We start from the raw sequence: 26967 nt of genomic DNA, 5'->3' as shown, positions 1-26967 counted from the left end.
TTTGTGAAGCATATCATTTTTGATTGCGATGGAGTCTTAATCGATACCGAAATAGTAGCGGCCGAGGTAAGCGTAGATTGGTTAAACAGTGAAAAGGTGAACATCTCTGTGGAGGAGTTTATTCTTCAACACACGGGTAAAACCTTCAGCAATATTATTAACCAACTTAAAGCGGAAGGTTACCTTAAAGCAAGTTTGAAAACAGAGGCCATAGTGCCTCTGCTCGATGACCAAATTAAAGCCAGGGTTAGACCCATTTTAGGCATATCAGATTTACTCGATCGCATTTCCTCTTCAAAATCGGTAGTATCTAATAGTGCTGCAGGCTATGTGGTTGAGGCTCTCGAAAAAATTGGGGTAAGTCATCATTTTGAAAATCGAGTCTTTTCGGCTGAAATGGTAGCGCTTGCCAAGCCCAGCCCTTTGGTGTATCAGTTGGCGATGGATACCATTCAAGTTCCAAAGGAAGAAATTATTGTAGTGGAAGACAGCTATACAGGTGTTCAGGCCGCTTTGGCTGCGGGTTTAACCACCATTGGTTTTTTAGGCGGAAGTCACATTCAGCCCGGCCATGGCGAAAAACTGAAACAGTTGGGCGTTTTTGATGTGGCCCATAGTCATGAGGAATTGGCTATGAAGCTTATAAAATATATAGGCCGTTGATTATAGCTTAACCAACCCCAAACCATGATGACAGGGCGTGGAGTTGGTTTAAACTGTTGCCTTCAAATTAACTTTACTTTTCCTTCTGAGCTACCTCAAAATCGAAATTTATTCTTCGTTTCAAATAGTCTTTCAAGGGTTCTAGGCCAATGGCCTTGCGCCTTTGATCTACGTATTCAGGGTTTTCAATTTTAGCCGGAACGAGTTTTCGGTCTGCATTGAACTCAAACTGCATTCCATAGAATTGCGGCAGGCCATCGTTGACCAAAATGCGATCGTAAATTTTGGCGTACTCAATGCAGCTACCTTCTCCGCTTTCACAAGCTTCTTTAATCATCGGTAAATAGTCTTTTCTCACCTGATCGTCTGGATGATGGTTGATCACCAAAAGCGGGGCATCGCTGGCCAGTTCGCCTACCATAGAATATGTTGGCCAACCGTATTTCTTAATCAGGCTTTTCATTTCTTCAAAATTCTGATTCGTTATGAATTCATTTTTAAGAAAGGTGATAGGGTAAAACCAATGAGGAATGTGCCCTTTCTCTGAGAATTCAACCTTGGCAAAATCAACATAATAATCCAACGATTGATCTTTCATGATGATGGAGAGAAGCGCTTTGGTGTATGTTGGGTTTTTAAGTTGACCATGGGCGCTTTGAAACTTTTCAATTTGTCTGTCTTCTATCGCTTTCCATTTGGGGCTTGTGGTAAGCGAGTATAGGTTGAAATCTGCTAAGCGTATTAGGCTGTTGTCATCCTGAAGCGCAGCATTCAAAAAATAGAAAGCGGTGTCTACTTGATTCATTAAAGCCAATGTTTTTGTGAGTTGGTAAGCCGTTTCCGTATCGCTTGGGTTGGCCATAAATGCCTGACCAAATGCATTCATAGCGCCTTCTAAATTGCCTTCTTCTAAAAGTTTCTTTCCATTGGCCTGACCGAAGAAAATAGTGCTGGTCAGCAGCATTAATAAGAGTGTCGTTAGAGTTTTCATATTTTTCTAGATTAATTTTTGAAACAATTTGATACTGGAATTGCTGAACTTGAAACCAGTTATAGGTTTTGGCAAGAAACAGAAAGCATTTACCCTCTAGCTGATTTTTTCAGTCGAAAACCCTGTTTAATTGGTTAAATCCATTGTTTTTTGGGTTATGAAATTAGATATGCTAAGATTGTGTCTTTCATATAAATTCAAGTTTTATGAAGCTTATGATTAACCAACAACATAGCCGCTGGCCATATGCACTATTTGCGCTACTGGTGTGGTTGTTTTTCGCTCTAGCCCTCAGTTTTGGTTCTAGCGGCTGGCTGATTATCGTAGTTTTTTCAAGCTTCTTTTCCTTGCTTTCTGTAGTGGCCATCTGGGCGCTGATCAAGTTTGCTTTGACTTCACTCATTGCCAAACGATCTACACTCGGCTTTATTAAAGGAGCCATTTTAATCAGTTTGGCCAGCGCACTACTGATCTTGCTTTTTAACATTGTAATTGTTGGATATTTTCCTGGAATGAAGGCGGAAGGAATGCCAAGCTTGATCAAGAGTTTCTATTCCACATTTTTCCTTTACTTGTTAGTACTTTCAATTGCTGCCTTTATATACGTTTGGAAAGAGCATAGGAGAATTCAAGATGAAAACCATGACTTTAGAGAGAAACTACTTCAGGGGGAAATAAATTTAAAATCGCAAGAGCTTAACTTTCTGAAGTCTCAAATTCAGCCACACTTTTTGTTCAATACGCTCAATACAATTTATGGTATGGCCCTGACGAAGTCTGAAAAAACACCTGATACCATATTAAAACTTTCGGGACTGTTGGATTATATTCTTTACAGTGTAAACAAAGAAAAAGTGGCGCTTAAAAATGAACTGGAGCACATTAAGCAGTACGTAAGTTTAGAGAAGATTAGATTCGAAGATAGTCTAGAAGTGAGTATTGAATTTGATGAAATAACGGATGCTATTTCTTTGCCGCCTATGCTGTTTTTGCCTTTTGTAGAAAACGCATTTAAACATGGTGTCCGAAATGAAAACAAGCTTACTGTTAAGTTGAAGTTAGAGATTACTGATAAAGCCATTTTCTTTGTAGTTGAGAATTCAGCCACCGAGCCCAATGAAAACACAGCCGGTATTGGACTTCAGAATATCAAAAGCAGACTGAATCTTATTTTTGAAAATCGTCATTCTTTGAAAACCGACTATAAGGATGGCGTTTATAAAGTAGAATTAAGGATAGACCAAGTTTAAAATAAGACATGATCCATTGTGCCATTCTTGATGATGAGCCCACCGCTCGGCAAATTCTTGAAATTCATCTTTCGGAAATTGATTCGATGAAGCTTGTAGGCAAATGTAGAAACGCGATTGAACTGCTTAACCTCATGGCCAAAGAGCGGGTTGACCTCTTGTTTTTAGACATAAACATGCCAGATGTTTCTGGAATTACATTGGCCAAAACCTTGAGCAAAGAGGTGAAAGTTATTTTTACAACCGCGCATAGAGAGTATGCTATTGAAGGTTTTGATTTACAAGTGGTAGATTATTTGCTTAAACCTATTTCAGCTGAAAGGCTAAGGCAGGCGGTAGAAAAGTATTTGAAAGAAAGTGGTGTTTTAGCTTCGTCAAGGCCCCATTCTGAAATAAAAGGCTATCTCGATGTGGTTTCTAATCGTGTAAATGTCCGTATTAATTTTGATGATATTATTTATGTGGAAAGCATGAATGATCAGCTGATGGTACATACAGTCAATGGGCCAATTATTACAAGAACGAGTATTACAGAAGTTGAATCATTATTAGACCCGAACGTATTTCTTAGAACTCACCGATCGTTTATTGTGATGAAGAAGCTTATTGGCTCCTTTACCAAGGAACACCTAGTGGTTAAAGGAGTAGAAATTCCTATCAGCAGATCTTATAAAGTACAGGTGGCCAATGCCCTCTCTTTATAGAAAAACAAGCCTCTAAGAGGATCTAACCCGTTAGTCTTGTTTTAAAAAATCCCGAATTTCAACATGACATTGATACTCAATCCGTCTAAGCCATTTTTATCCATGATGGGTTGCTCTGTGGAGCTGTACTTTAAATTTGTGCTTGAAGCATCACGATAAGCAGCTCCAAAACCAACACGTAGATACTTGATCACATTCATTTCTAAATAAACACCAGGTTCAAACACAAAAATTGTTCTTTGGTCTTCAATAGTATTCAAGCCAGTAACGGGTTGCAGGCTGTTATACATTACTTCGCCTAAACCAAACACTATGGGAAACGAGAGATGAAAAGGTTGGTCAGGAAAAAGAGTGGCCTCTAATAGTAACCCTCCGTAACCTCCAGAATAAGCATAATCTGAGCCCAATTGAGCATCTGGTTCTGCCCTGGTGATAAAGCCTTTGCCAGCAACACCAATTCCAAAATTCTTTGTGGGATTATAAACCAACTGGCCACCAATGAGTACTGCATCTCGATTTCCAATTTCAGTATAGCCAACCGTTGGTGCTAAATTCATTCTAAACTTTTTGTCCTTTGCTGGCTTTTCTGGTTTGGGTTCCTTCTCTCTTTTAGGCGCTTCTTCGGTAGCAATTTCACCCTTGAACTTGAAAGGAAACAGGCTTCTCGGGTGCGCATCGTAAAGGGGTACAAAGATTAGCGGTGCCAGTTCATGGTTTTTGTAAGCCGCCACTATTGCTTCAGTTTGCTTTCTTTCTTCTTGGTAATATTCGGCTCTGGCATTTTCTGATGCTGATCCCGAGGCTTCAGAGGAAGGAATCGAATTTCCTATGGCTGAGTCGTTGCTTTGTGCTTCAAGGATAGGAGTCACCGTTTCGTTTTTTGGGTCTGTTACTGGGGTTTCTTCACGCTCTTTTTCAACAACTGGGGGCACCACTTTTTGAGCAGAAGGCTTAATGGGTGATGTGGGGGTAATTTCTTTTTTTATAGTGTCAGATTTTGGCACAGTTTCTTTAGGAATCCTTTTCTTTCGAATTAATAATTTATTCCCCAGTTGCTGGCATTCCATTCCTTGGCCCCGAAACAGAATTTCTAGAATATTGCCAATGGTTTCGTCTTTCACATTGATGGAAATCCTTTTCTTCACGTCAAATATTTCAGCCGAATAGGTGAAGGCAAAATCTTCCGTTTCAATCTGCTTCAGAATATCTTCAATTGAGGTCTCCCTAATATTCAAGGTTACCTTTCGTGCCAAGACATCATTTTCCCCTTGCCCCATGACCATAAGCGCAAAAGGCATAAATAAACAAATGAGGAAAGCCTTAGAGAACATGATGCTTAAATTGATATCAGTTTGAAAAACCAAAAGCCCAGTATAAATTACTGGACTAAAGGTCGGATTTTAGTTTAAAAATATAATTGGGTTTAACAATTTCTTAAAACTTACCGAATTTGAGGCTAATTTTTCCACTCATTCCGCGCAGCGCATCTTTATCAGTGATGGGTGCGCCACCATCCAGATAAGTCAAGCCGATGTCGGAAGTATAGCGGTAGTGCGCGCCAAATGAAAGACGCATAAACTTGATTACGTTTATTTCTATTTCTGCTCCAGCCTCGGTTACAAAAAACGCTTGGCTGTCTTCTTCACGTGCAAATTCATAGTCTCTACCAGCTTCTACATAAGTAACCCCTCCAGCACCAATTAATATTGGGAAGGAAAGATGGATCGGGCTTTTGGGCAAAAGGATAACTTCCATTCTAAGTCCACCATATCCACCGGCTATAGAGTATCGATTGTTCAATTGGGTATCGGTTCTGAGTTCGGTAGCAAAGGCAGTTCCACCAAAACCCAAACCAAACTGATGATTGATAAGCCAAGCGCCATGTCCTCCAATTAAGAAGGCATCTCTGTCAGCAATTTTGCTATAACCAGTGGTAATTCCTCCGTAGCCGCCATTACTACGGATACCGTTGTTGTTGAAAATGGTTCTGAATTCCTGATCGGGCTCTTGGGCAAATGCTCCAAAGCCAATAAATAGAAGTGCGATTGTTAAAATTGTTGTTTTCATAATTGTTGTTTTTGACTGTTGTTGAATAAATTTTGAGTTTTTGACCTTTTTCGTTTTGCCACCGTCAACGACCAATCTCTGGTAGGCAAAGCGTTTATGTTGTTTTGATAATTGATTCTACGCTAACATCCGTTTCCTTTAATGATGTAGTTTCCGTTACTTTCATTAATTTCTATATCGAAGAGGGCTTCAATGGCTTGCAACACATTTTCTATGGATTCATTTTCGAATCTTGTAGTGAGTGGGCAATTCATAAAGGCTGGGTTTTCGAATTCATAAGTAATCCCATAAGCATTGGCGATGTCTTCCATTACTTGTTTCATTGGGGTGTTTTCGAAAGTCAGAGTGCCTGTTTTCCAAGCGAGGAAGTTTCCGTTTGAATTTTCCTTTTTCGATAGCTTTCCAATTTCATCTATCATCACTTGATCTCCTGGTATTAAAATCACCACCTCTTCTTGGGTAGAAAATCTCACTTTTCCTGTCATTAAAACCAGTTCTATTCTTTTCCCTTCTTGCGAAGCATTTAAATTGAAAGAGGTGCCTAAAACCCGAGTTTCTGTCTGTTTGGCCTTTACAATAAAAGGCTGCTCAGGGTTATGCGCTACCTCGAAAAAGCCTTCTCCTTTTAATGTCACTTCTCTTTGCTCAGAAGAAAATTCCTCTGGAAAACTAATCGAAGAGCCTTCTTTTAGCCATACCTGCGAACCATCCGGAAGTACAGCGGCTTCACCGTTTAAGCTGGCGGCCATTAGCGTCTGCATTTCTCCGGCAGACGAATTCATAAATTCTCTTCCTAGAAACGCTACCGTAGCGATAAGCAAAATGGCTGCAGCCACGCGCCAAATTTTTGGCAACAAGAATACCTGCTTGGCTTTTTTAGGTTGAATCTTGCCTCGCACTTGCGACCAATTTTTGTCCACATCAATCGCAGCAAAATCAGACATGGCACCCGCATGTTGCCAAGCTTGTTTCCATTTGTCGAGTAAAGCATTATTTCCCTTATCGAGCGCCAACCAAGCTTCCACTTGCTGAAGTTCAGCCTCAGTGGCCTCTCCTTTTAAGTAGGAAAGCAGCAGGTGTTCGTCTATGGTGCTTCTGTTTTTCATTGAGTTCAGTAATATGACGGCCTAGTACTAAAACACACGTAGGCCAAGTTGAAAATTTTATGAAAGAATTTCTAAAGCAATGATTATCAATGCTTTTAGGTATTCAAAAAGATCGAGGCGAAGGCGTTTGAGCGCATTGCTGATCTGGGTTTCTACGGTGCGTTTCGATATCCCGAGCTCATCGGCTATCTCTTGGTTCTTCTTTCCTTCCACGCGGCTCATCTTGAAAATGAGCTGGCATTGTTCGGGCAACTGGGCGATGGAATTGTAAATCATTTGTTCCAGTTCCGCCTGCTCCATAAAGTCAGAAGTATCGATATCGGCTCCGAAAGAAGCCGCTAGAATATTGTCGTGATGACCACTACGGGTTTGTGTGCTGCGGATCTGGTCCAAGCATCGGTTGCGCACCGATTGGTACAGCAGCGCCTTGAGCGAAGTATGTACTTCCAATTTTTCTCTTTGCTCATAAAACTTGACAAAGACTTCCTGCACAATGTCTTGCGCAGCATCCAGATCATTCAGAAATTTCTTAGCGAAAACAGAAAGCACTTTAAAGTACTCTCGAAATAGGCTTTCGAAAGCACGTTCGTCTCCGTTTTTGATTTGGTCAATTAATGCTTTATCGGTCAAAATATGCTCGGTTAAAAATGCTTATTCATTAAGCGCCTGAATGATTGAACCTCAGAAGTCTACAACAAAAGCTTGCTTGGACTTCTAGCTGCAAAACTAGAACATTTTTTTTTGAGGATAATATTGCACCATCAAAACAAATCATTTACTTTGCATCACAAAGTACTTTTAATATGGAAAAGGATTACTTGAAAGACATCTCCGAGATTCGCTCCATTATGGAGAAATCCTCACGCTTTATTTCCTTAAGTGGCTTAACGGGCGTGTTGGCTGGAATTTATGCGCTGATAGGTGCATTCATAGCCAATAAACTGATTTATAACAGCGGTACTATTCTCTATAGCGACACGCTTAGCCAGCGCCAAGTGTCGGAAAACCTGACTTGGCTCATTGTTGATTTATTGGCTGTATTTGTTTTAGCAGTGGGCACAGGGGTGTATTTCACTACTAAAAAAGCCAAGAAGCACGGAGTTAAAACCTGGGATGAAAGTGCTAAAAGAGTAATTCTTAACCTGATGATTCCGCTCGCAATCGGTGGCCTTTTCGTGATCATTCTGTATACTCGTGGCTTTATTTCGCTCATGGCTCCTGCCACGCTTATCTTTTACGGCATGGCATTGATTAACGCCAGCAAATATACCTTTAGAGATATTCGCTATTTGGGCATTATTCAAGCAGGTCTTGGGCTTTTGGCTTGTCTTAGCCCTGGTTATGGTTTGCTCATTTGGGCCTTGGGTTTTGGGGTAATGCACATTGTGTATGGTGCGGTAATGTACTTTAAATACGAACGTTGAAAGTTAACATACATTCATTAAATAAGGCCTTTGAAAATAGGGTGAGGTTGGGCATCATGTCGGCATTGATAGCAGGCGAAGAGATGGACTTTAACCGCCTGAAAGAAATACTGGAAGTAACGGATGGTAACTTGGCCAGCCATTTAAAGGCCTTAGAAAAAGAAGAATATATAGAAGTGCAAAAATCATTTGTGGGTAGAAAACCCAATACGAAATACGTGGCCACGAAAGCTGGCAAGGTGGCTTTTATGTCGCATATCGATGCGTTGGAGGCTTTAATTAAAGAACAGACAGGGAGAGGGTAATATTTTTTTACCCCATCACTTTGAAATACAAAGTACTTTTAAACTCAATTATCATGGAAGAAAAACAAGAGTCAATTTTCGAAAAAATTAACAATAATATTAAAACCTCGGTAAGCATAAAGTTGCTGTCGATCGGCTTTCTAATTGCCGTATTATTAATTCCCAATTCAATGATCAAGTCCTTGATCAGCGAAAGGAAAATCAATCAGATCGAAGCAGTAGAGGAGGTATCTCAAAAATGGGGTGCGCCAGTCGAGATCACTGGACCAATTCTCACCATTCCTTTCAACCGAACCCATAAAGGAGTTGAGGGCCCTTATACCACCAAGCACTATGCTCATTTTCTTCCCTCGCAACTTGATGTAAAGGGGAAACTAAACCCTGAAAAGCGGAAACGTGGTATTTATGAAGTCATCGTTTACAATTCTGAGCTTAGTGCAGAAGGTCAATTTGAGGCGTTGGACTTCAGTAACTTTCAAGTGGAAGAGGGAAGTATTCTTTGGTCAGAAGCTTTTGTGTCCATCGGTATTCCTGACATGGCGGGTATCCAATCTGATATTCAGATTCAATTTGGAGAAAACACCTATCGGGCGGGCTCGGGAATTCCTGTTCAGGACTTATTGAGTTCTGGGGTTAATAGTAAAGTCGCAATCGATTGGGAGAGTAAATCTATTCCCTTTTCCTTTGATTTAAATATCAATGGAACCGAGTCGCTTTCCTTCAATCCAATTGGTAAAACCACGAATATTAGTTTGGTTTCCACTTGGCCACACCCAAGTTTTGGTGGTCAGTTTTTACCCGATAGTTATGACATTACCGATAAAGGTTTTACTGCGGAATGGTCGGTCTTCGATTTGAACAGAAATTACCCACAACAATGGGAAGGAAAAGCGCATCAGATCAGTAATTCTAGTTTTGGCGTTGACCTTTATCAGCCAGTCGATAATTATCAGCGTAACACACGGTCGGCTAAATATGCCATCCTCATTCTGTTTCTCACTTTCATTACCTTCTTCTTTGTTGAAATTCTGAATAAAAAGCGAATTCACCCTATTCAATACATTCTTGTTGGGTTGGCTTTGACCGTTTTCTACACCCTGTTGCTTTCCCTTTCGGAACAAGTTGGGTTTAACAATGCTTACTTAATCGCCTCGACTATCATCGTGGGTATGGTTTCGCTCTACGCTAAATCAATATTGCAAAGCTCAAAGTTGGCAATGGTCATGTTTGGCTTCTTCACCCTCATCTATTCCTTCATTTTCGTCATCCTTCAACTCGAAGATTTCGCATTACTGGTAGGTAGTTTTGGCCTCGTTTTGGTGCTCGGGGTCTGTATGTATTTATCCAGAAAAGTTGATTGGTATAATATCAAATCTAAAGAAATCATTAGCCATGCGTCATAAGTTAAAACTCAAAATATTAATCCGGTTCGGGCTTTTCTTACTCAGAATGTACTGCCTTATGCGTCAGCCGAAAAATAAGGAAAGGGCTTTGGCGGCTGTGCTGTTGTTGCCTGCGCTTTTGCTGCTGATCCCAACCTATACTTTTACACTTACCCTGTTTCAATCCTTCTTGTTTCAGGCCATGTTGGTCTATGGTCTGTTGAGCATTTTCTGGATTATTAAGCACCATTACCGGTTGGCGGGCATCAACTTTTCTATTTATCTGTTGCTGTTGATTAAGATCAATAGCCCTATTGGTCTGGGCTATCAAATCAATCAAGGCAAAGAGCAGATGACTGTGCTTCAGTTCAATGTGTTGGCTACCAATGAAGCCTATGAAAGTACCATTGATCGGGTCATCCAGCTATCGCCAGATTTTGTTTCCTTTCAGGAAGTAAGTGCCGAATGGGCTACCGAATTAAAGAAAGGACTGGCGAATGATTATCCGTTTTCCAGAGTGGTGAGTAATGATGATGCAAGTCAAGGCATTGCAGTGTTCAGCAAACATCCATTGATAGACACTGAAATCGTAGAATGGGCGGGCACCACCAATATCATTGGAAAGGTGAAAATGCATGAAGAGGAAATTAACTTTTTGGCCTTGCATACCCGTTCGCCAACTACTCGATTAAAATGGGGTACCCGCAACGAACACTTGAATATCGCCAAGCAATACATCAGTGAAAAGAAAGGTGAATTTCTGGTACTTGGAGACTTCAATACTGTTCCATGGGACAATCGATTGAAGAATTTCAAATCGACTACCGAGTTACAAGACAGCCGTAAAAAGCTGACTCCAACTTTTCCTGCTTGGAACCCTTACTTAGCCCAAATCCCGATTGACTATATCTTCCATTCGAAAGGTATTGGTTGTCGCTCTTTGGACTCTGTCAAAATCACTTCAGATCACCTCGCCATTATGGGCACTTATGAATTGAGAGGGATTTGATTTTTTAGATCCTTCGTAGCTCAGGAAAAGAAAGGAGGCAGTTTCGTTTCAATCGATTATCAGATGTGAAGTAAGCCAGAGTCTATCCATTTATCAATTGTTAAGTTCATTTGCGTATGCCGAAAACTAGGCTCAACTGTAATTGTTTGCACACCGCTTTTCATCCTGAGGCACGAAGGATCTAGAAACGATATCGAGAATAGAAGAACCCAAAATTTTTGACTAATTTCATTTATGTCGAATTGGTCGTTTTATGTGTACATCACCACTAACGAAAGTAGGTCTGTTCTTTACACTGGAAGAACAGACAACCTGCCACAACGAATAACGGAACACTGGTTAAAACGTGGGTCGGAAGATACTTTTGCCGGAAGATATCACTGCTTCAACTTGGTTTACTTTGAGCATTCCAAATATGTAAATAACTCCATTGCCAGAGAAAAGGAAATCAAAGGTTGGTTGAGAACGAAGAAAGAAGACTTGATTTCAGCATTTAATCCCGAATGGAAATTCCTAAACGATGAAATCATGGAATGGCCTCCAATTGATCCGTTCCATAGAGGGGATTTGTATAAATAGCCTTAGATCCTTCGTGCCTCAGGAAAAGAAAATGGGCCGTTTACTTCCAGACAATTATTGGTCGTCTAGTAAATGCGAACCTGTCCACACATGAATTAAGCTGGTATGCTAAAAATTATCCTTACCTTTTATTCTACGCACCCTGCTTTTCATCCTGACTCCGAGACTTCGGAGGAAGGAACTAGAAACGGCACAGCAAACCGAGAAATTAGACCCTTCGTTTCTCATTCGCTAAAGCTCCTGCGAACGCGGGCCTCAGGAAAAGAAAGGAGACTTTCGCTCTCTTAAAAATCCATCGATTTTAACCTCCAACACCAAACATTAATAATCAACCCTAAGTTGTAATTCCATCTGTAAATCCTGACCTTTGCCAATTGTCTGTTTTTGGCAGCACATCCATGGAAAAACTCAAGGAAAACGTAAAAATCGATCTCGCTCCAATAGACCTTTCTGGTCATGAATACATAGAAATTTTCGGGGCGCGAGAACACAATCTCAAGAATATTGACACGGTAATTCCGCGAAATAAACTGGTGGTCATTACTGGTATTTCTGGCTCTGGAAAATCTTCTTTGGCTTTTGATACCATTTATGCTGAAGGCCAGCGCAGGTACATGGAAAGTTTCTCGGCCTACGCCCGTTCTTTTATTGGCGATATGGAAAGGCCCGATGTAGACAAAATTAACGGCCTTAGTCCGGTAATCTCCATCGAACAAAAGACCACCTCGAAAAACCCGCGATCTACCGTGGGTACACTTACCGAGATTTACGATTTCCTCCGTTTGTTTTATGCCCGTGCGGGCGAAGCCTATTCTTACAATACAGGCAAAAAAATGATTCGTCAGTCGGAGGATCAAGTGATTGATCACCTGATTGAGAATTTCGAAGGAAAGAAACTGATCCTTTTAGCACCAGTCGTCAAAGGTAGAAAAGGGCACTATCGCGAACTCTTTGTACAGATTCGCAAAATGGGTTTCACCAAAGTGCGTATCGATGGCGAAGTGATGGACATGGAGCCGAAGATGCAAGTGGACCGTTACAAAACCCACGATATCGAAATTGTGGTCGATCGAATTATCGCTAAGAAAGAAGACCGTTACCGCATTTCGCAAAGCGTAAAAACCGCCATGACCCATGGAAAAGGTGTTATTATGGTGAGTGATGAGAATGATCAAGTTCATCATTTCTCTAAGTATTTGATGGATCCAGAAAGCGGCTTGTCTTATGACGAACCCGCCCCAAATTCCTTTTCCTTCAATTCACCTTATGGTGCTTGCCCAAGCTGCAACGGCTTGGGAAAAGTGGAAGAAATCAGTCGTGAAGCCGTAATTCCAGACGATAAATTGAGCATTAGCCGTGGAGGAATTGCGCCCCTTGGCGACTACCGCGACATCTGGATTTTCAAGAAAATTGAGGCCATCCTCAAACGCTACAAGGTCAGCCTGAGCACTCCAATAAAGAACATTCCCGAAGAGGTAATGCAGACGCTTTTGTATGGCGATGATATCGCGGTAGCGGTTACTTCAAAGAAATATCCGGGCACGGAATGGAATACTAAGTTCGAAGGCATTATTTCCTTTCTGGAAAAACAAAAAGACGAAGGAACGGAGAAAACCCGCAGGTGGATCGAAGACTTTATGTCGATTAAAACCTGCCCTGAATGCAACGGAGCAAGGCTAAAGAAAGAATCACTGCATTTTAAAATTGCAGAAAAGAACATTTCCGAACTGGCCCAAATGGACATTGACAGCCTTTGGGAATGGTTTGAAAACTTAGAAGAGCGACTGACGGATAAGCAGAAAATTATTGCTACGGAAGTACTTAAGGAAATCAGAAAACGCATCGGCTTCTTGCTGGATGTAGGTTTGAATTACCTGATGTTGGACAGACCACTAAGAACCCTTTCTGGTGGCGAGGCGCAGCGAATTCGTTTAGCGACCCAAATTGGCACACAACTGGTCGGAGTGCTTTATATTATGGATGAGCCGAGTATTGGGCTGCATCAAAGAGACAATGTGAAGCTGATCAAAGCGCTGAAAGATTTGCGTGATATCGGCAACACGATTATCGTGGTAGAGCATGATAAAGACATGATGTTGGCTTCGGATTACATCATCGATATTGGGCCGGGCGCAGGTCGCCATGGCGGACATGTAGTGGCAGCAGGCGTACCAGATGACTTTTTAACGCAAGGCAGCACCACGGCCGATTACCTCAAAGGAATCAAGAAAATTGAGGTGCCGAAAGAAAGAAGAGAAGGCAATGGTGAAAAATTAGTGCTGAAAGGTGCGAAAGGGAACAACCTTAAAAACGTAACGCTCAAGCTCGATTTGGGTAAAATGATTTGTATTACGGGCGTTTCAGGAAGTGGAAAGTCAAGTCTAATTCATGAAACACTTTTCCCGATTCTGAATCAATATTTCTTCCGTTCCAGAAAAACGCCAATGGAGTATGAAAGCTTCGAAGGCATCAAAAATATTGACAAAGTAATTGAGGTAGATCAGTCGCCAATTGGTAGAACGCCACGTTCGAACCCCGCTACGTACACGGGTGTATTTAGCGATATCCGTTCGCTGTTTACCGAATTGCCAGAAGCCAAAATTAGAGGTTATAAACCTGGGCGTTTCTCTTTCAATGTGAAAGGTGGCCGTTGCGAAACCTGCGAAGGTGCCGGAATGAAATTAATAGAAATGGACTTTCTACCGAATGTTCATGTGCCTTGCGAAACCTGTAAAGGCAAGCGCTATAACCGCGAAACTTTGGAAGTGCGCTACAAAGGAAAATCGATTTCCGATGTACTGGACATGACGGTAGAGCAAGCGGTAGAGTTCTTCGATCATATGCCGAAAATACTCCGCAAAATTCAAACATTGAACGATGTTGGTTTGGGTTATATTTCGCTTGGTCAGCATGCCACTACGCTTTCGGGCGGTGAAGCACAACGTGTAAAATTGGCGACAGAACTTTCCAAAAAGGACACTGGAAAAACCCTCTATATTTTGGATGAACCTACTACGGGTCTCCACTTCCAAGACATTCAACACTTGCTGGATGTATTGAACAGATTGGTAGACAAAGGCAATACGGTTTTGGTGATTGAGCACAATATGGATGTAGTGAAAGTCGCTGACCATGTAATTGACTTAGGCCCAGAAGGTGGAGACAAAGGCGGAATGATTATAGCCGAAGGCACACCCGAAAAAGTAGCTAAAAGCACAAAAGGCTATACCGCTAAGTTTTTGAAAGAGGAATTGGGTAGTTATTAGTTATTGGGAAATTAGTTAAGAGTTGATCAGGATATCAGTAGTCAGTAATCCGTTGATCAGGGAATCAGTACACATAATAAAGCTAGCTTTTGGCAGTGACCTCCCCCTTTTCCTAAAAGGGGGCTAGGGGGATTAAACCTTAAATCAGAAACCAAGTTTATAAGCTAAACTATAAACTATGTCTGTTTTCTCCAGCCTGCGCAAATTTGGTAAAGTGGTTTCGCAACTCGATATCTCCGAAACGCTTGAAGCCCTAGGTAAACTCAATCAAACCGAGCTTTACCAAATCATGAAAATCATCAAGTCGAAGAATAAGGAATTTGTTCCTCCAGAAATCAATGGCGACTATTACCACCTCAGCCGTTTTCTTTCTCCAGAAGAAAGAGAAATTCAGTTGAAAGTACGTGAGTTCATGAACGAGCATGTAAAGCCCATCGCCAACGACTGCTGGAACAAAGCCAGATTTCCGATGGAGCTGATTCCCAAAATGGCAGAACTCAACATTGCTGGTCTGACTTATGAAGGATATGACAGCCCTATGGGAAGTTATTTGCTGGAAGGCTTTATCACAATGGAAATGGCCAGGGTTGATACGTCAATTTCCACCTTTTTTGGGGTGCAAAGTGGATTGGCCATGGGCAGTATTTACTTCTGTGGAAGTGAAGAACAAAAATGGAAATGGTTACCCGCCATGCAGCGAATGGAAAAAATTGGAGCTTTTGGTTTGACCGAACCCAATGTTGGTTCGGCAGTTGCGGGTGGACTGGAAACGACCTGCAAAAGAGACGGAGATAGCTGGCTGCTGAACGGTCAAAAGAAATGGATCGGCAATGCAACATTCGCTGACTTGACCATTATTTGGGCGAGAGATCTGGACGACAATCAGGTAAAAGGTTTTATTGTAGAAAAGGGAACTAAGGGTTTTAAGGCCGAAAAACAAGAAGATAAGATGGCCTTACGCACCGTTCAGAACGCGCTGATTACTTTGACTAACTGCGAGATTTCTGAAGAAAACAGATTGCAAGAATGTAATTCGTTTAAAGACACTTCTAAAGTATTAAAGGCTACCCGAGCGGGCGTGGCTTGGCAGGCGGTGGGTTGCGCCAGAGGTGCTTATGAATGTGCTTTAGAATATTCTACCCAACGTTACCAATTCGGAAAACCCATTGCGAGTTTCCAACTGGTGCAAGATTTATTGGTGCAAATGCTTACCGACTTAACAGCCATTCAGAGCATGGCTTTTCACCTTTCGAAATTACAGGATGAAGGCACAATGACCGATCAACAAGCGTCATTGGCTAAAGTAGCCTGTACAAAACACACCCGTGAAATAGTTGGTCATGCGCGTGAGATTTTTGGCGGAAACGGAATTTTGCTGGAGTACAATATTGCCCGTTTTGTAGCCGATGCCGAAGCACTTTATACTTATGAAGGCACCAAAGAAGTGAACTCGCTAATTGTGGGCAGGGACATTACCGGAATTAGCGCCTTTGTTTAATGGAAGCGCCAAACAACTGATTTACTAATCCCTAATAACTGTTCAACTCCCTGGCCTTGGGCCAATCCCCTTGCTTTATAAGCCTTAATAGCGGAAGTTTGTAGCCAGATAGGAATACATGAAGAATTACGCGGAAGACATAGACGAACAAGACGAACTTTTTGAACACCATAGAATTGTGGCCGACAAAGGCCAAGTGCCTTATCGCATCGACAAATTCTTGATGGACAGACTGCCCAACGTGACCCGAAACAAGGTGCAACAAGGGGTTAAAGATGGTTTTGTGCTCGTCAATGGCGAAGCGGTAAAACCCAACTATAAGGTACATCCGGGCGATGAAATTGTGGTGGCTTTACCCGAACCTCCGCGCGATACCGAAATTATAGCTGAGGATATTCCGCTCAATATTGTGTTTGAAGACGATCACTTGATGATCGTAAATAAAGAGGCCGGAATGGTGGTGCACCCTGCCTATAACAATTGGTCGGGTACTTTGGTAAATGCCCTGACTTACCATTTTCAGAACCTGCCTACCATGCAAAACAATGAGGGCAGACCGGGGCTCGTACACCGAATTGACAAAGATACTTCTGGATTATTGGTAATAGCCAAAAGCGAAAAAGCCATGGCTGGTTTGGCGAAACAGTTTTTCGATCACTCAATTGAGCGCACCTATTATGCTTTAGTTTGGGGTGAACCCACTGAAGAAATGGGACGGATTGATGTCAACCTTGGTCGCAGTGAAAAAGACCGTAGGGTTACCGTGGCCATTGAAGATGGAAGCCGTGGTCGCCATGCGGTAACGCACTATAAAATTTTGAAAAGGCTGCGTTATGTGACCTTGATCCAGTGTAATCTGGAAACGGGGAGAACGCATCAAATTCGAGCGCATTTGAAATACCTTGGGCATCCGCTTTTTAATGATGCTACCTATGGTGGGGATAAAGTATTGAAGGGCACTCGTTTTTCTAAGTACAAATCTTTTGTAGACAACTGCTTTAAAATTATGCCTAGACAAGCCCTACACGCAAAATCGTTGGGTTTTGTTCATCCCGTAACAGGGCAGTTTGAGCAATTCAATTCAGAATTGCCCGAAGATTTTAAAGCTGTAATTGAAAAGTGGGAGCATTACGTGCAACACAATTAATTCTTTAAGTCGCCAATCACGCCTGAGGGTTTGATCAAGTCTACGTAGTCTGTTAACTTAAGCTCCAACTCTGTTGGCCCCATTGAGTATGGTCCAATTTCATAAGCATTATAATAGAACAGTAGGCTTTTGTTCATAATGGCAAAATTGGTATTGAGCTGAAATTGGCCATCTTCGAAGAAGTAACCCTGCTCATCTAAAGGTTCGCTTGGCGGAATTTTCTTGTCCATGCGGAATTCAATTTCCGCCAACTTATTCAGCTCTTCCTCATAACCTTCCACAAGGATATCTCCTAGCTCTAACACTTTCCCCGTAGTTAAATCATAACTGCGATACACTTGCATTGAGTTGGGATGAGCACCACCCGTGAAGGTGAAAATTGTAGTAGCAGTACTGATAAAGCTTGAATCTTGATGAATGATATCGGAGCTAATTTCTAAAAGCCAGCCAGTTTTATAGTCTTTGTTTTCATCCAATATTTTTTCATACTCTAGACTCATTTCCTCAATGAGCAATTTGAAGTCATCCTTAGGTTCGCTGATAAAGGCGTAATTCAAAATATCATGTTGAATTTGTCGGTTGATCGAATCCAATACAGTGGCAGAGGCCCCGCTATCGAGAGTAGGATATTGAATTTCAATACTCAAGCATTTCTCACCCTTTCCATCTGCCGCACAGGGCCCTTTTTTTTCTGAAATTTTATTGAGCTCGTAATTGACAAAAGTAGCTTTGGGGATAGCTTGAACCACTTCTGGAGTAGTTACACTTTCCTTTTTTCCAAACTCACAAGCGGTAAGTAAAAGTAGTATTGATAAAAAACCTAAAGGTTTCATTGGGCAAATTTAAAGAGATGTGAAATTTCCTTTTTGTTGAGTTTATAGCTTTTTAGCTGTTCGTTCACTTTAATGTGAACAATGTTTTCTTGCTCTGGAAAGGACTCAAATAATACAACATTCGAAATGTCTAACTCTGTAATGGAGCTTATGTTTTTTACTTCTATATAACACCAACGAGCATCGCCCTCTAACTCGCTACCGATATAGTCCAGCTTGGCCTTTTTACCATCGATGGAAATGAAGAGCTTGGCCTGAATGTATTCATTAATCAAGCTATCTAGCTTTTTTGGGTCTTTAGGTTTGTAGGTGTCGATGTAATCCATTTTATGGAAGCTTTGAAGTCCAGTGGCGAGATCGTCCATAAATATGCGTTGACTGATTTGTAGTGCCTTTGCTTCTTTGTTGTATTCCATATCACACACACTGACATGAAAAGGGTGTAAACTCCAAAAAAGTCCAATTATCACCGTATATAAAAGCTTAGCAGGCATGGATTACGCTATTTGTATGTGCTTCGAAAATTAAGTTTTATTATTGCAAAGCTAAGTGAAAATCTGTCAGCAAGTCACCAAAATACAAGAATGGATCAGTTTAAGCTTTATTTTCAACTCGGACACGAACACATCCTCGACATCTATGGTTTCGACCACATACTTTTTGTGATCGCACTTTGTGCTATTTATATGGCCCAAGATTGGAAAAAAGTGCTGATTCTAGTCACCGCTTTTACCATTGGCCATTCGATTACACTCGCTTTAAGCACTTTCGAACTAGTCAATTTTCGTACCGATATCATCGAATTTTTAATTCCCGTTACAATTTTTATTACTGCTTTCAGTAATATTATTCGAAAGCAAAACTCGGTTAAGCCTTCGGTATTGAACCTTAATTACTTTTTTGCACTGTTTTTTGGTTTGATCCATGGCTTGGGTTTTTCAAATTACTTAAAGAGTCTTTTGGGTAAAAATGAAAGTATCATTACTCAGTTATTGGCCTTCAATGTAGGGCTTGAGTTGGGTCAGGTGATAATTGTAGCCCTTTTCATGATTATTTCAGCTGTCTTTACGGGCCTTTTTAGTGTCTCAAGAAGAGATTGGAATTTGGTGGTTTCATCGGCCATCGCTGGTATTGCGATCACCATGATGATTGAGATGAAGTTCTGGTAGGCACCTTATTTGTTTTAACAGGAAAGAGATTAAACTATCTCTATCAATTCTAGAATACCTTTTATAAATTGAACCCCTATTTCTTCTATTTTTCAAATTGGAAAAGTCTTCTTTTGAGGAAAAGGGGATCGAGTAAATCATAAAAATCAAACAAACGAATGAATATGAAACGATTACTTTTCGTAGTAGCAGCGGTTGTTTTCATTTCAGGTCAATCTTTGGCCCAAGTGATCAATAGCAACCACGGTAAACGTTTTGAGCAATTGGAGCGAATGCTCCGTGACCCAAGTGTATATCGTACCGCATCTGGAGCCCCAGGTCATGAATATTGGCAACAAAAGGCAGATTACGTTATTGAAGCTGAATTGGATGATACCAATCAGCGACTGACAGGTTCTGAAAAAATTACCTATTACAACAACTCTCCTGACCCACTTGAGTACCTGTGGATTTCTTTAGACGAGAACGTAAGACAACCTGATAACCCAGTGTATAAGTGGGAAGAAAGCGCTATCCGAAACAGGATGAGCTACGACCAACTTGTGGCTTTAGATGGACATGATAACGATTGGGGTTTCCACATTACGGAGGTTAAAGATGCCAAAGGAGCCGACATGACCTACACCATCAATCAAACTATGATGCGAATTGACCTTCCTTCGCCTTTAAAGCCAGGAGATAAAATGACATTCGGAATTAAGTGGTGGTACAATACAACGCCAAGAGATGAGTCTGGCGCTAGAGGTGGTTACGAGTATTTCCCTGAAGACGGCAATTACATGTACACCATTACAGGCTGGTATCCAAGAATGGCCGTTTATTCTGATTTTCAAGGGTGGAACAACAAACAATTCACAGGACGTGGAGAGTTTGCTTTGACCTTCGGAGATTTCGATGTTAAAATGACTGTTCCGAACGACCATGTTGTAGGATCAACAGGTGTGCTCCAAAACCCGAACACTGTGCTCACTGCAGAGCAAAGAAAAAGATGGGAACAAGCCAAAAAATCAGAAGTTGAACCTGTTGAGATTGTGACTTTGGCAGAAGCGAAAGCGGCTGAAAAAGGAAAGCCAACAGGCAAGAAAACTTGGAATTTCAAAGCTGAAAACGTTCGTGACTTCGCATGGACTTCTTCTAGAAAATTTGTTTGGGATGCGATGGCCGTAACTATTGAAGGCAGAAGTGACAAGCCAATGGCGATGTCGTATTATGCGAAAGAGGCTTATGGTATTTATGCTCCCTATTCAACTAAAGCAGTAGCGCATACTTTAAAAACTTACTCTAAATACACTATTCCTTATCCATATCCAGTGGCAATTTCAGTTGAGGCTTCGAATGGAATGGAGTACCCAATGATTTGCTTTAACTATGGTAGAACGTTGCCTGATGGCACTTATCCAGAGTCGACCAAATGGGGTGCAATTGGTGTAATTATTCACGAAGTAGGCCATAATTTCTTCCCAATGATTGTGAACTCTGATGAGCGTCAATGGACATGGATGGATGAAGGACTTAACACTTTTATGCAATACCTCACCGAGCAAGAGTTTGATGAAAACTATCCTTCAAGAAGAGGGCCAGCGCATAAAATTGCTCCTTATATGGGATTGCCTAAAGATCAATTGGAGCCAATTATGACCAACTCAGAAAACATTATTGGGTTTGGTAACAATGCTTACGCGAAGGCGGCTACAGGCTTAAATATCTTGAGAGAAACCATTATGGGTCGTGAACTCTTCGACTTTGCCTTTAAGGAATATGCGCAACGTTGGGCATTTAAGCACCCAACTCCAGACGATCTTTTTAGAACTTTAGAAGACGCTTCGGCAGTAGATTTAGATTGGTTTATCAGAGGCTGGTACTTCACTATTGACAATACGGATATCGCAATTGACGATGTAAAATGGTACAAGTTGGATACTAAAAACCCAGCGGTTGAATTTCCAAGAATGAAGGCAGAAGCGGCTGAAGCTGATTATGACATTAGAAAGGATAAGAACAAGGAAGAGGGCATGACTTACTATGCTGAGAAGGATAAGGGTCTTCAGGATTTCTATTATTCTTATGACGAATTTAAAGTGACTGAAGATGCTAAAAATGCATATCAGAGATTCAGTGCTTCGTTAAGTGATCAAGAAAGAGCCATGTTGGGTAGTAACAAGAACTTCTATCAAATAGATTTCTCTAACCAAGGAGGCTTAGTAATGCCAATCATTATTGAATGGACTTACGCTGATGGTACTACTGAAATAGAGAGAATTCCTGCTTACATCTGGAGAAAGAACGAAGACAAAGTGACCAAGGCCTTTATGAAAGATAAGGAAGTGGTTCAGATTCGTATTGACCCAAAACGTGAGACAGCGGATACTAACGAGGACAACAATTACTTCCCAAGAGTAAACAAGCCTTCTCGTTTCGAGATGTTTCGAGGTGGAGGGGCTGGTGCCAGAGGCCAAGCCACTGGTTCTAATCCAATGCAAAAAGCCAACGGAGGAAATTAGACTAACCCTAATGAGAATAAAAAAAGCCCAGAGCATGTATTTGCTCTGGGCTTTTTCATTTTGCTACGTCTTTATTCCAAACTAAAGGTCGGTGATTGATTTGCTTTTTTCTTCCGCCAAAGCATTAGAATAAGTAGTATTAAGGCCGCTATAGAGCCAATGATCACAACATTCATCCAGATAGGGTTTCTGTCTTCAATAGTGATTGGAGAGCCCAATGATATGAATGCTGCCCAATAATATGGGTGTGCAGTGTAATTATCTGATTTTTGTAGATAGTCTCGTTTCGTTTGAGCAATGGCCATATTAATAGGCATTCTCTCGTTTAACAGCTTATGTGTATTTACCATTAATTCGGAAGTAACTTTATCATTTACACTCCAAAGGCTCATTACAATAGAAGGGACACCGACAAGGGCAAAACCTCGGGCAATACTAAAAGCTCCCTCTCCTCTATTAATTTCTCCTACTCCACTTTCGCAAGCACTCAAAATAGCCAACCTCGCCTGTAGTCCAGCCAAATAAAGGTCACCAGTTTTTAATATATTGTCATTGCCATTAAAAATAAGTTTCGATTCATATTTCCCAGTACTGTCAGCTACTCCGTGAATGGCCAAATGAAGCACATCATAGTCTTTTGCTGTTTTTAAGAAAACACTTTTAGAGCCTTCATTTCCAAGGTAATAGTCGCCTTCAATTTTTGATTGAAGAAACTTAATTTCTCTATCCGTTCCTGGTAGTGCTGCAAATCCTGAATCGCTATCTCCCTGACTATAGCCAATTCCAATTAGGTTTTTGGGTGCTTTTTTAGCTATTGCTTTGTTAAAATCTCGATTAGAAGAAAGCTGATAATTAATAGTATAGTCGTTAATGAGATAATGCAAGTTTTTAAATGACCTTGGATTTTCGGCTTTAGAAGTAATAAGGGTTTCAAAAGGGAGTCGTGACAAATACTCATCTGGAATAATAGTGAGATCGTTTATTGTGCCATCAAACTGATCAATTATCGGCTTCAGCAATACGCTATAGATATAGTAGGAGTTAGTATTAAAAGCCTTAAGCTTGTTTTCATAATCAGCCAGTTGAGGTCTGTTGCCAACCTCTACAATTAAATCATTAAAGGACTTCTTGAATCGTTCGTCAATATTCACACGCTCAAAAACTTGCTTGTCGGCTGATTTTCCCAGTATAAAAACTTGATTTTCTCCTACAAAAAACTCAATTATAGCCTTATTACGGCCTGTTTTGTCAAGCTGCTGATTTTTGAACACAAGGTTATCGTCATCGGACTGATCAACTAAAAAGAGAGAAACACTGTCTTTTAACTCTTTCAGTTTTTCACTCGCATTGAGTAACCGATTATTGATTCTACCTACAGAATCACTGGTAGGCGAAGACTTATCTAGAATAGAATAAAATGTGATATTTAGGCTCTCTATTTCAGTTTTTAACTGGTAAAATTCACTTCTGAGGTATTGTGGGACATTTGAATTCTGAATTTTTCCGAACTCACCTGATTGTTCTAAGAACAACACTGCTTTACTTAACCTGAAAAATTCAGAGGCATTTTCAAAGCCAATTTTTTTACTACCCAGATTGAACATCAAATATGAGGCTTCAATCCCTGCTTCATACAAGGACTTAAAGTTTTCTGACAGAAATAGCTTTCCCTCGGTTCTCATTAACTCTTGCCTACTGCCCATCAAAAGGTTGTGAGTGTTACTGGCATAAGAGCTCGCGGCCAACAAGACACTTAAACTATCCTGTAGGCTTTGGTTGTAATACCTTATAAGCGATCTGGCTTTGTCGCGCAAGGACGCCATTGCATCAATGGTTATTTTTTGGTTCTTAATTTCTGGAAACTTGAGAATGTTTGACTTATAGTATTCTGGGATACTGTTTCTTACTGCGGAATCATAATAGTCAAATGAAAGATCAGATTTGTCTAGCTCACTATACAAGGACCCCGCCACACCAAACAGGGATTCTGCCTGCTTATTAGGAAAAGTGGGTCTTAGTTCAGTCAAGATACTTTCGATCAAGACTTTCGCTTCATCGTATTTTTCTAGACTTAAAAGCCCATTAGCAATATTGATTTTTTGTTGAATAATGAAGCGAGAGTCACCAGAATTTGTGTTGATAATTTCTTGGAGACTTTTAATAGACTCTTCATATTTTCTTAACCCCAATAGAATCGCTGCTCTAAGCGATTTCATTCCAATAATTTTACCTTTTACACTTTGAGTTTCACTTGGAGAAAGTACTCCAAAGAACTTAGTTATATTTTCAGTTTCATCAAGTAGTTCGTTACAAACCCTTAAGCCTCTTTCGAAGTCCTTCATTCTATAAAGTACATTTCCTAAATTGAATCTAGAGTCTATATATCGTGACTTTAGTACCGAATCGTATTTCTCTTTAGAATAGGCCACTTCTTCAATCGCGTAAGCTAAAGCTTGTGCATAATCCCCCTTTTGCATATACACTTTCGCATAGTCGTTCATTAAGTATAGAATATCATCAGGGTTTGTTTTAGGTTTACTTAAACGCTCCTCCATTCGTTCATCTAAGTACTTTGTTAAAGTGTCTAGATTCATTTCACCATAACTGTAGGCATAGTATTTATACTCGATTAGATCATGATAAAAAGTAGAGTCGTAGTTATTCGAGGACTTATAAACGGCTTGGGCAGAATCTAAATCTGAGCCAGCCGCATAGAAGTTGGCAATTTTGTGTTCAATATAACCTCTTCTAAAATATGCCCTTGAAAGTAAAAAGTGATTTGTGGGTAAATGATCTTTGGCTGTTTCAATTGACTTTGTTGCGGAAACTAAGGCCAAAGAATCCCTTCTTAAGCTCCATAATATTGTGGCATTTCGCTCCAAAAGATAAGAGAGTGATTCATAATCTTTTTCTTCTTCAAGACGGGGCAGAACCGATTGAATATATTCTAAACTCTTAGCGTTCTTGGAAGATGGGTTTTGTCGATCCTCTTTGAGCTTTTCATTTAGTTGGTCAACCCAAGAGTTCTTGAGTACAAAGGGGGTTTTTATTTTGTTAAAATCACTTTGCTGTGCTCCTAATGGGGCGCAAAGAGATATCAGAAAAAGCCAGCTTAGAAGAGTAGCTTTAGAATAGCATCTCGTTAGTGGAGACATTACATTGTGTTGAGTAAAGTAAATATCATGAAAAATAGGAAGATTAGGCTGTAGTTCCAAATAGGGGAAAGCCACAAACTTTTCGACTAAAGAAGAGTTAATCGGTTATGAAAATCAAAATATCCACAAAGGTAGGTCAAGACTTGACGAATGTAAAGGATGGATTTAACGAAAGACTCTTTATTAACTTAAGCCCCCCTTTTCCAAAAGTTGAGTTAAATCGATATGATGGTTGTGAGCCAGGCCATATTGTCGCACTCTCACTTAATTTTGGTATATTCAAACAAGAGTGGGTAAGTGAAATTGTAGAGCAAACCGACTCTGAGGAGCTCTTTGAATTTATTGATGTTGGTAGAACGCTTCCTTCTTTCATAAAGAAATGGAAGCATAGGCATACAATTAAGGCTATGAAATCGGGGTCAATGATTATTGATGACATTGAATATTCAACACCATTTGCATTCTTAAACTATATCTTATACCCGTTAATTTACTTGCAATTTTTATATAGAAAACCAATATATAAAAAGCGGTTTAGAAACTGAGAAAATACAACCTTTATTGGATTGGTAAGGGTTTACGTTTTTCAGAGTGTTATTTAATTGATTCATTCAGAACACAAGACACCCACTCATATGAAATATCTGCCAATTATACTTTTCTCCGCGCTTCTCTTCCATATCACAAATATCAATGCTCAGAACTCAATTGGTTTCGGACTAGAAAACGGAGCCAATAGGGTCTCGTTGTCTTTCAAGAGTGAGAGCAATCTGATGATTGTTCCGATTAAAATCAATGAGCAAGGCCCATTCAATTTTATCTTAGATACAGGCTCTGAATCAGGGATGATTTTTGATAAACTTATCATAGGAGAGAACAATTTGGTGAACGCTAGAACAATTCCAATTTATGCTGCAGATGGCAATAAAGTAACAGACCTTTGGGTTGCGAATGACATCAGGGTAAATTTTGCAGGAGTACATGGAAAAGATCAATCTATGCTAGTCCTTCAGAATAATTTTGTAGATATAAAAAACGTGCTAGGAGTTGAAGCACATGGAATCCTTGGGTCAGAAATCTTCAATCGCTTTGTTGTGGATATAGATTATTCAGAAAGAAGAATTAACCTGACACACCCGGAAGACTTTAAACGCCTAAAAAAGTATAAAAAAATCCCGATCACGATTGAGAATTTTCGTCCATATGTAAATGTAACAGTAAAGCAAAAAGGAGAAAAAGCCATCACGGTGAAATTGCTTATTGATACAGGGGCTAGCAGTGCTCTTTTCCTTGATGCGGGTTCAAATGATGATATTGTTTTACCTGAAAGAACGCTTGAACATACCATTGGAAGAGGGCTTGCAGGAATTGTTAAAGGAAAAATAGGTAGGGTAAAGAAGGTAAGACTGGGTAAGTATAAATTCAAGAAAGTACTAACTTCTTATCCTGATAACTGGGGTCTGTCTAAACCTGACACTGAAAGAAAGAAAGAAGATATTAGGTATGGAACAATTGGTTCCGACATTCTCTCTAAATTCCATGTAATCTTCAATTATAATGAAGGGTATATGTACTTAAAGCCAAACAATAACTTTCGTGAAAAATTTAAATTTAATACCGTTGGTATGAATGTAATGGCCTTCGGTGAGCGACTTAATGAGTATTATGTAAATGATATTATTGATGGTTCACCTGCAGATAAAGCTGGACTAGAGATTGGAGATGAAATTATTGCAATGAATAATAACCCTGCCTTTTTTTATAAATTGGATGAAGTGGTTTCTGTTTTAAAACGTACCCCTGGAGAAAGACTTAAGTTAATTATACGCAGAGATGGTGAGCTAATGCAGTTCAACCTAAAACACAAGCGACTACTTTAAAAAAAACAGGGCTACCAAAAGGCAGCCCTATTCAAATA

The 26967-nt window shown here is 40.4% G+C and carries 23 protein-coding genes; 15 read left to right on the top strand and 8 right to left on the bottom strand.

All coding sequences use genetic code 11. The annotated features are described in order from the left end of the window. Positions 1–3: 3 nt before the first annotated feature. On the top strand, positions 4–663 hold the full coding sequence (locus VOI17_RS01830) for an HAD-IA family hydrolase (protein WP_323755530.1): 660 nt from the start codon (positions 4–6) through the stop codon (positions 661–663). A gap of 73 nt (positions 664–736) precedes the next feature. Here VOI17_RS01830 and VOI17_RS01825 read toward each other — a convergent pair whose 3' ends face one another. Next, a complete protein-coding gene (locus VOI17_RS01825; protein ID WP_323755529.1) occupies positions 737–1654 on the bottom strand; it encodes a DUF6624 domain-containing protein in 918 nt (305 codons plus the stop codon). 206 nt (positions 1655–1860) lie between these two features. Between VOI17_RS01825 and VOI17_RS01820 the strand changes: the two genes are divergently transcribed. Then, positions 1861–2904: a sensor histidine kinase gene (locus tag VOI17_RS01820; protein ID WP_323755528.1), complete on the top strand. Its 1044-nt coding sequence runs from the start codon at positions 1861–1863 to the stop codon at positions 2902–2904. 8 nt (positions 2905–2912) lie between these two features. Continuing rightward, the gene (locus VOI17_RS01815; protein ID WP_323755527.1) at positions 2913–3608 is read left to right on the top strand and encodes a response regulator transcription factor; all 696 of its coding nucleotides are present in this window, start codon (positions 2913–2915) and stop codon (positions 3606–3608) included. A gap of 41 nt (positions 3609–3649) precedes the next feature. Here the strand turns inward: VOI17_RS01815 and VOI17_RS01810 are convergent, their stop codons facing one another. From VOI17_RS01810 to VOI17_RS01795, 4 genes are all read right to left on the bottom strand, one after another. Then, the gene (locus VOI17_RS01810) at positions 3650–4939 is read right to left on the bottom strand and encodes an STN domain-containing protein (protein WP_323755526.1); all 1290 of its coding nucleotides are present in this window, start codon (positions 4937–4939) and stop codon (positions 3650–3652) included. A 103-nt stretch (positions 4940–5042) separates the two neighbouring features. Next, the gene (locus tag VOI17_RS01805; protein ID WP_323755525.1) at positions 5043–5675 is read right to left on the bottom strand and encodes a hypothetical protein; all 633 of its coding nucleotides are present in this window, start codon (positions 5673–5675) and stop codon (positions 5043–5045) included. 122 nt (positions 5676–5797) lie between these two features. Then, a complete protein-coding gene (locus tag VOI17_RS01800) occupies positions 5798–6781 on the bottom strand; it encodes a FecR domain-containing protein (protein WP_323755524.1) in 984 nt (327 codons plus the stop codon). A 57-nt stretch (positions 6782–6838) separates the two neighbouring features. Continuing rightward, positions 6839–7411: an RNA polymerase sigma-70 factor gene (locus VOI17_RS01795; protein WP_323755523.1), complete on the bottom strand. Its 573-nt coding sequence runs from the start codon at positions 7409–7411 to the stop codon at positions 6839–6841. Between the two features lie 173 nt (positions 7412–7584). Between VOI17_RS01795 and VOI17_RS01790 the strand changes: the two genes are divergently transcribed. The 8 genes from VOI17_RS01790 to VOI17_RS01755 all read left to right on the top strand — a co-directional run bounded on the left by VOI17_RS01790 (position 7585) and on the right by VOI17_RS01755 (position 17391). Next, positions 7585–8205 carry a hypothetical protein gene (locus VOI17_RS01790; protein ID WP_323755522.1) on the top strand — a complete coding sequence of 207 codons (621 nt, stop codon included), beginning with the start codon at positions 7585–7587 and terminating at the stop codon, positions 8203–8205. Beyond that, positions 8202–8510: a transcriptional regulator gene (locus VOI17_RS01785; RefSeq protein ID WP_323755521.1), complete on the top strand. Its 309-nt coding sequence runs from the start codon at positions 8202–8204 to the stop codon at positions 8508–8510. The genes VOI17_RS01790 and VOI17_RS01785 overlap by 4 nt, the downstream gene beginning before the upstream one ends. Positions 8511–8563: 53 nt before the next feature. Next, positions 8564–9913 carry a cell envelope integrity protein CreD gene (gene creD, locus VOI17_RS01780; RefSeq protein ID WP_323755520.1) on the top strand — a complete coding sequence of 450 codons (1350 nt, stop codon included), beginning with the start codon at positions 8564–8566 and terminating at the stop codon, positions 9911–9913. After that, complete coding sequence (locus VOI17_RS01775; RefSeq protein ID WP_323755519.1) at positions 9903–10901, top strand: endonuclease/exonuclease/phosphatase family protein; 999 nt, start codon at positions 9903–9905, stop codon at positions 10899–10901. The genes creD and VOI17_RS01775 overlap by 11 nt, the downstream gene beginning before the upstream one ends. Before the next feature lie 234 nt (positions 10902–11135). Continuing rightward, positions 11136–11480, top strand: coding sequence for a GIY-YIG nuclease family protein (locus tag VOI17_RS01770; RefSeq protein ID WP_323755518.1), 345 nt, complete (start codon positions 11136–11138; stop codon positions 11478–11480). 398 nt (positions 11481–11878) lie between these two features. Next, entirely contained in the window at positions 11879–14746 is a 2868-nt protein-coding gene (gene uvrA / locus VOI17_RS01765; protein WP_323755517.1) for an excinuclease ABC subunit UvrA, read from the top strand. Positions 14747–14924: 178 nt separating this feature from the next. Continuing rightward, positions 14925–16244, top strand: a complete 1320-nt coding sequence (locus VOI17_RS01760; RefSeq protein WP_323755516.1) for an acyl-CoA dehydrogenase family protein — start codon at positions 14925–14927, stop codon at positions 16242–16244. 118 nt (positions 16245–16362) lie between these two features. Then, on the top strand, positions 16363–17391 hold the full coding sequence (locus VOI17_RS01755) for an RluA family pseudouridine synthase (protein ID WP_323755515.1): 1029 nt from the start codon (positions 16363–16365) through the stop codon (positions 17389–17391). Here the strand turns inward: VOI17_RS01755 and VOI17_RS01750 are convergent. Together VOI17_RS01750 and VOI17_RS01745 are read right to left on the bottom strand one after the other, a co-directional pair. Next, a complete protein-coding gene (locus VOI17_RS01750) occupies positions 17388–18224 on the bottom strand; it encodes a DUF3298 and DUF4163 domain-containing protein (RefSeq protein ID WP_323755514.1) in 837 nt (278 codons plus the stop codon). The two genes, VOI17_RS01755 and VOI17_RS01750, sit on opposite strands and share 4 nt — an antisense overlap. After that, complete coding sequence (locus tag VOI17_RS01745; RefSeq protein WP_323755513.1) at positions 18221–18718, bottom strand: DUF6702 family protein; 498 nt, start codon at positions 18716–18718, stop codon at positions 18221–18223. Before VOI17_RS01745 ends, VOI17_RS01750 begins: the two co-directional genes overlap by 4 nt. A 90-nt stretch (positions 18719–18808) precedes the next feature. Here VOI17_RS01745 and VOI17_RS01740 point away from each other — a divergent pair, with 90 nt between their 5' ends. Both VOI17_RS01740 and VOI17_RS01735 read left to right on the top strand, forming a co-directional pair. Next, positions 18809–19393 (top strand): HupE/UreJ family protein, encoded by a 585-nt coding sequence (locus tag VOI17_RS01740; protein ID WP_323755512.1) that lies wholly within the window; start codon positions 18809–18811, stop codon positions 19391–19393. Positions 19394–19557: 164 nt separating this feature from the next. Further along, complete coding sequence (locus VOI17_RS01735) at positions 19558–21894, top strand: M1 family metallopeptidase (protein WP_323755511.1); 2337 nt, start codon at positions 19558–19560, stop codon at positions 21892–21894. Positions 21895–21965: 71 nt separating this feature from the next. On the opposite strand, the gene VOI17_RS01730 is transcribed toward VOI17_RS01735, so the two are convergent. Then, positions 21966–25049, bottom strand: coding sequence for a CHAT domain-containing protein (locus tag VOI17_RS01730; RefSeq protein ID WP_323755510.1), 3084 nt, complete (start codon positions 25047–25049; stop codon positions 21966–21968). Positions 25050–25156: 107 nt separating this feature from the next. Between VOI17_RS01730 and VOI17_RS01725 the strand changes: the two genes are divergently transcribed. Both VOI17_RS01725 and VOI17_RS01720 read left to right on the top strand, forming a co-directional pair. Beyond that, a complete protein-coding gene (locus VOI17_RS01725; protein ID WP_323755509.1) occupies positions 25157–25594 on the top strand; it encodes a hypothetical protein in 438 nt (145 codons plus the stop codon). A 90-nt stretch (positions 25595–25684) separates the two neighbouring features. Continuing rightward, a complete protein-coding gene (locus tag VOI17_RS01720; RefSeq protein ID WP_323755508.1) occupies positions 25685–26929 on the top strand; it encodes an aspartyl protease family protein in 1245 nt (414 codons plus the stop codon). Positions 26930–26967 lie beyond the last annotated feature (38 nt).

The sequence above is a fragment of the Roseivirga sp. genome (assembly GCF_034669765.1).
Lineage (GTDB): Bacteria > Bacteroidota > Bacteroidia > Cytophagales > Cyclobacteriaceae > Roseivirga.
The sequence above is the reverse complement of the archived record's forward strand: the minus strand, read 5'-3'. Positions and strand labels throughout refer to the sequence as shown.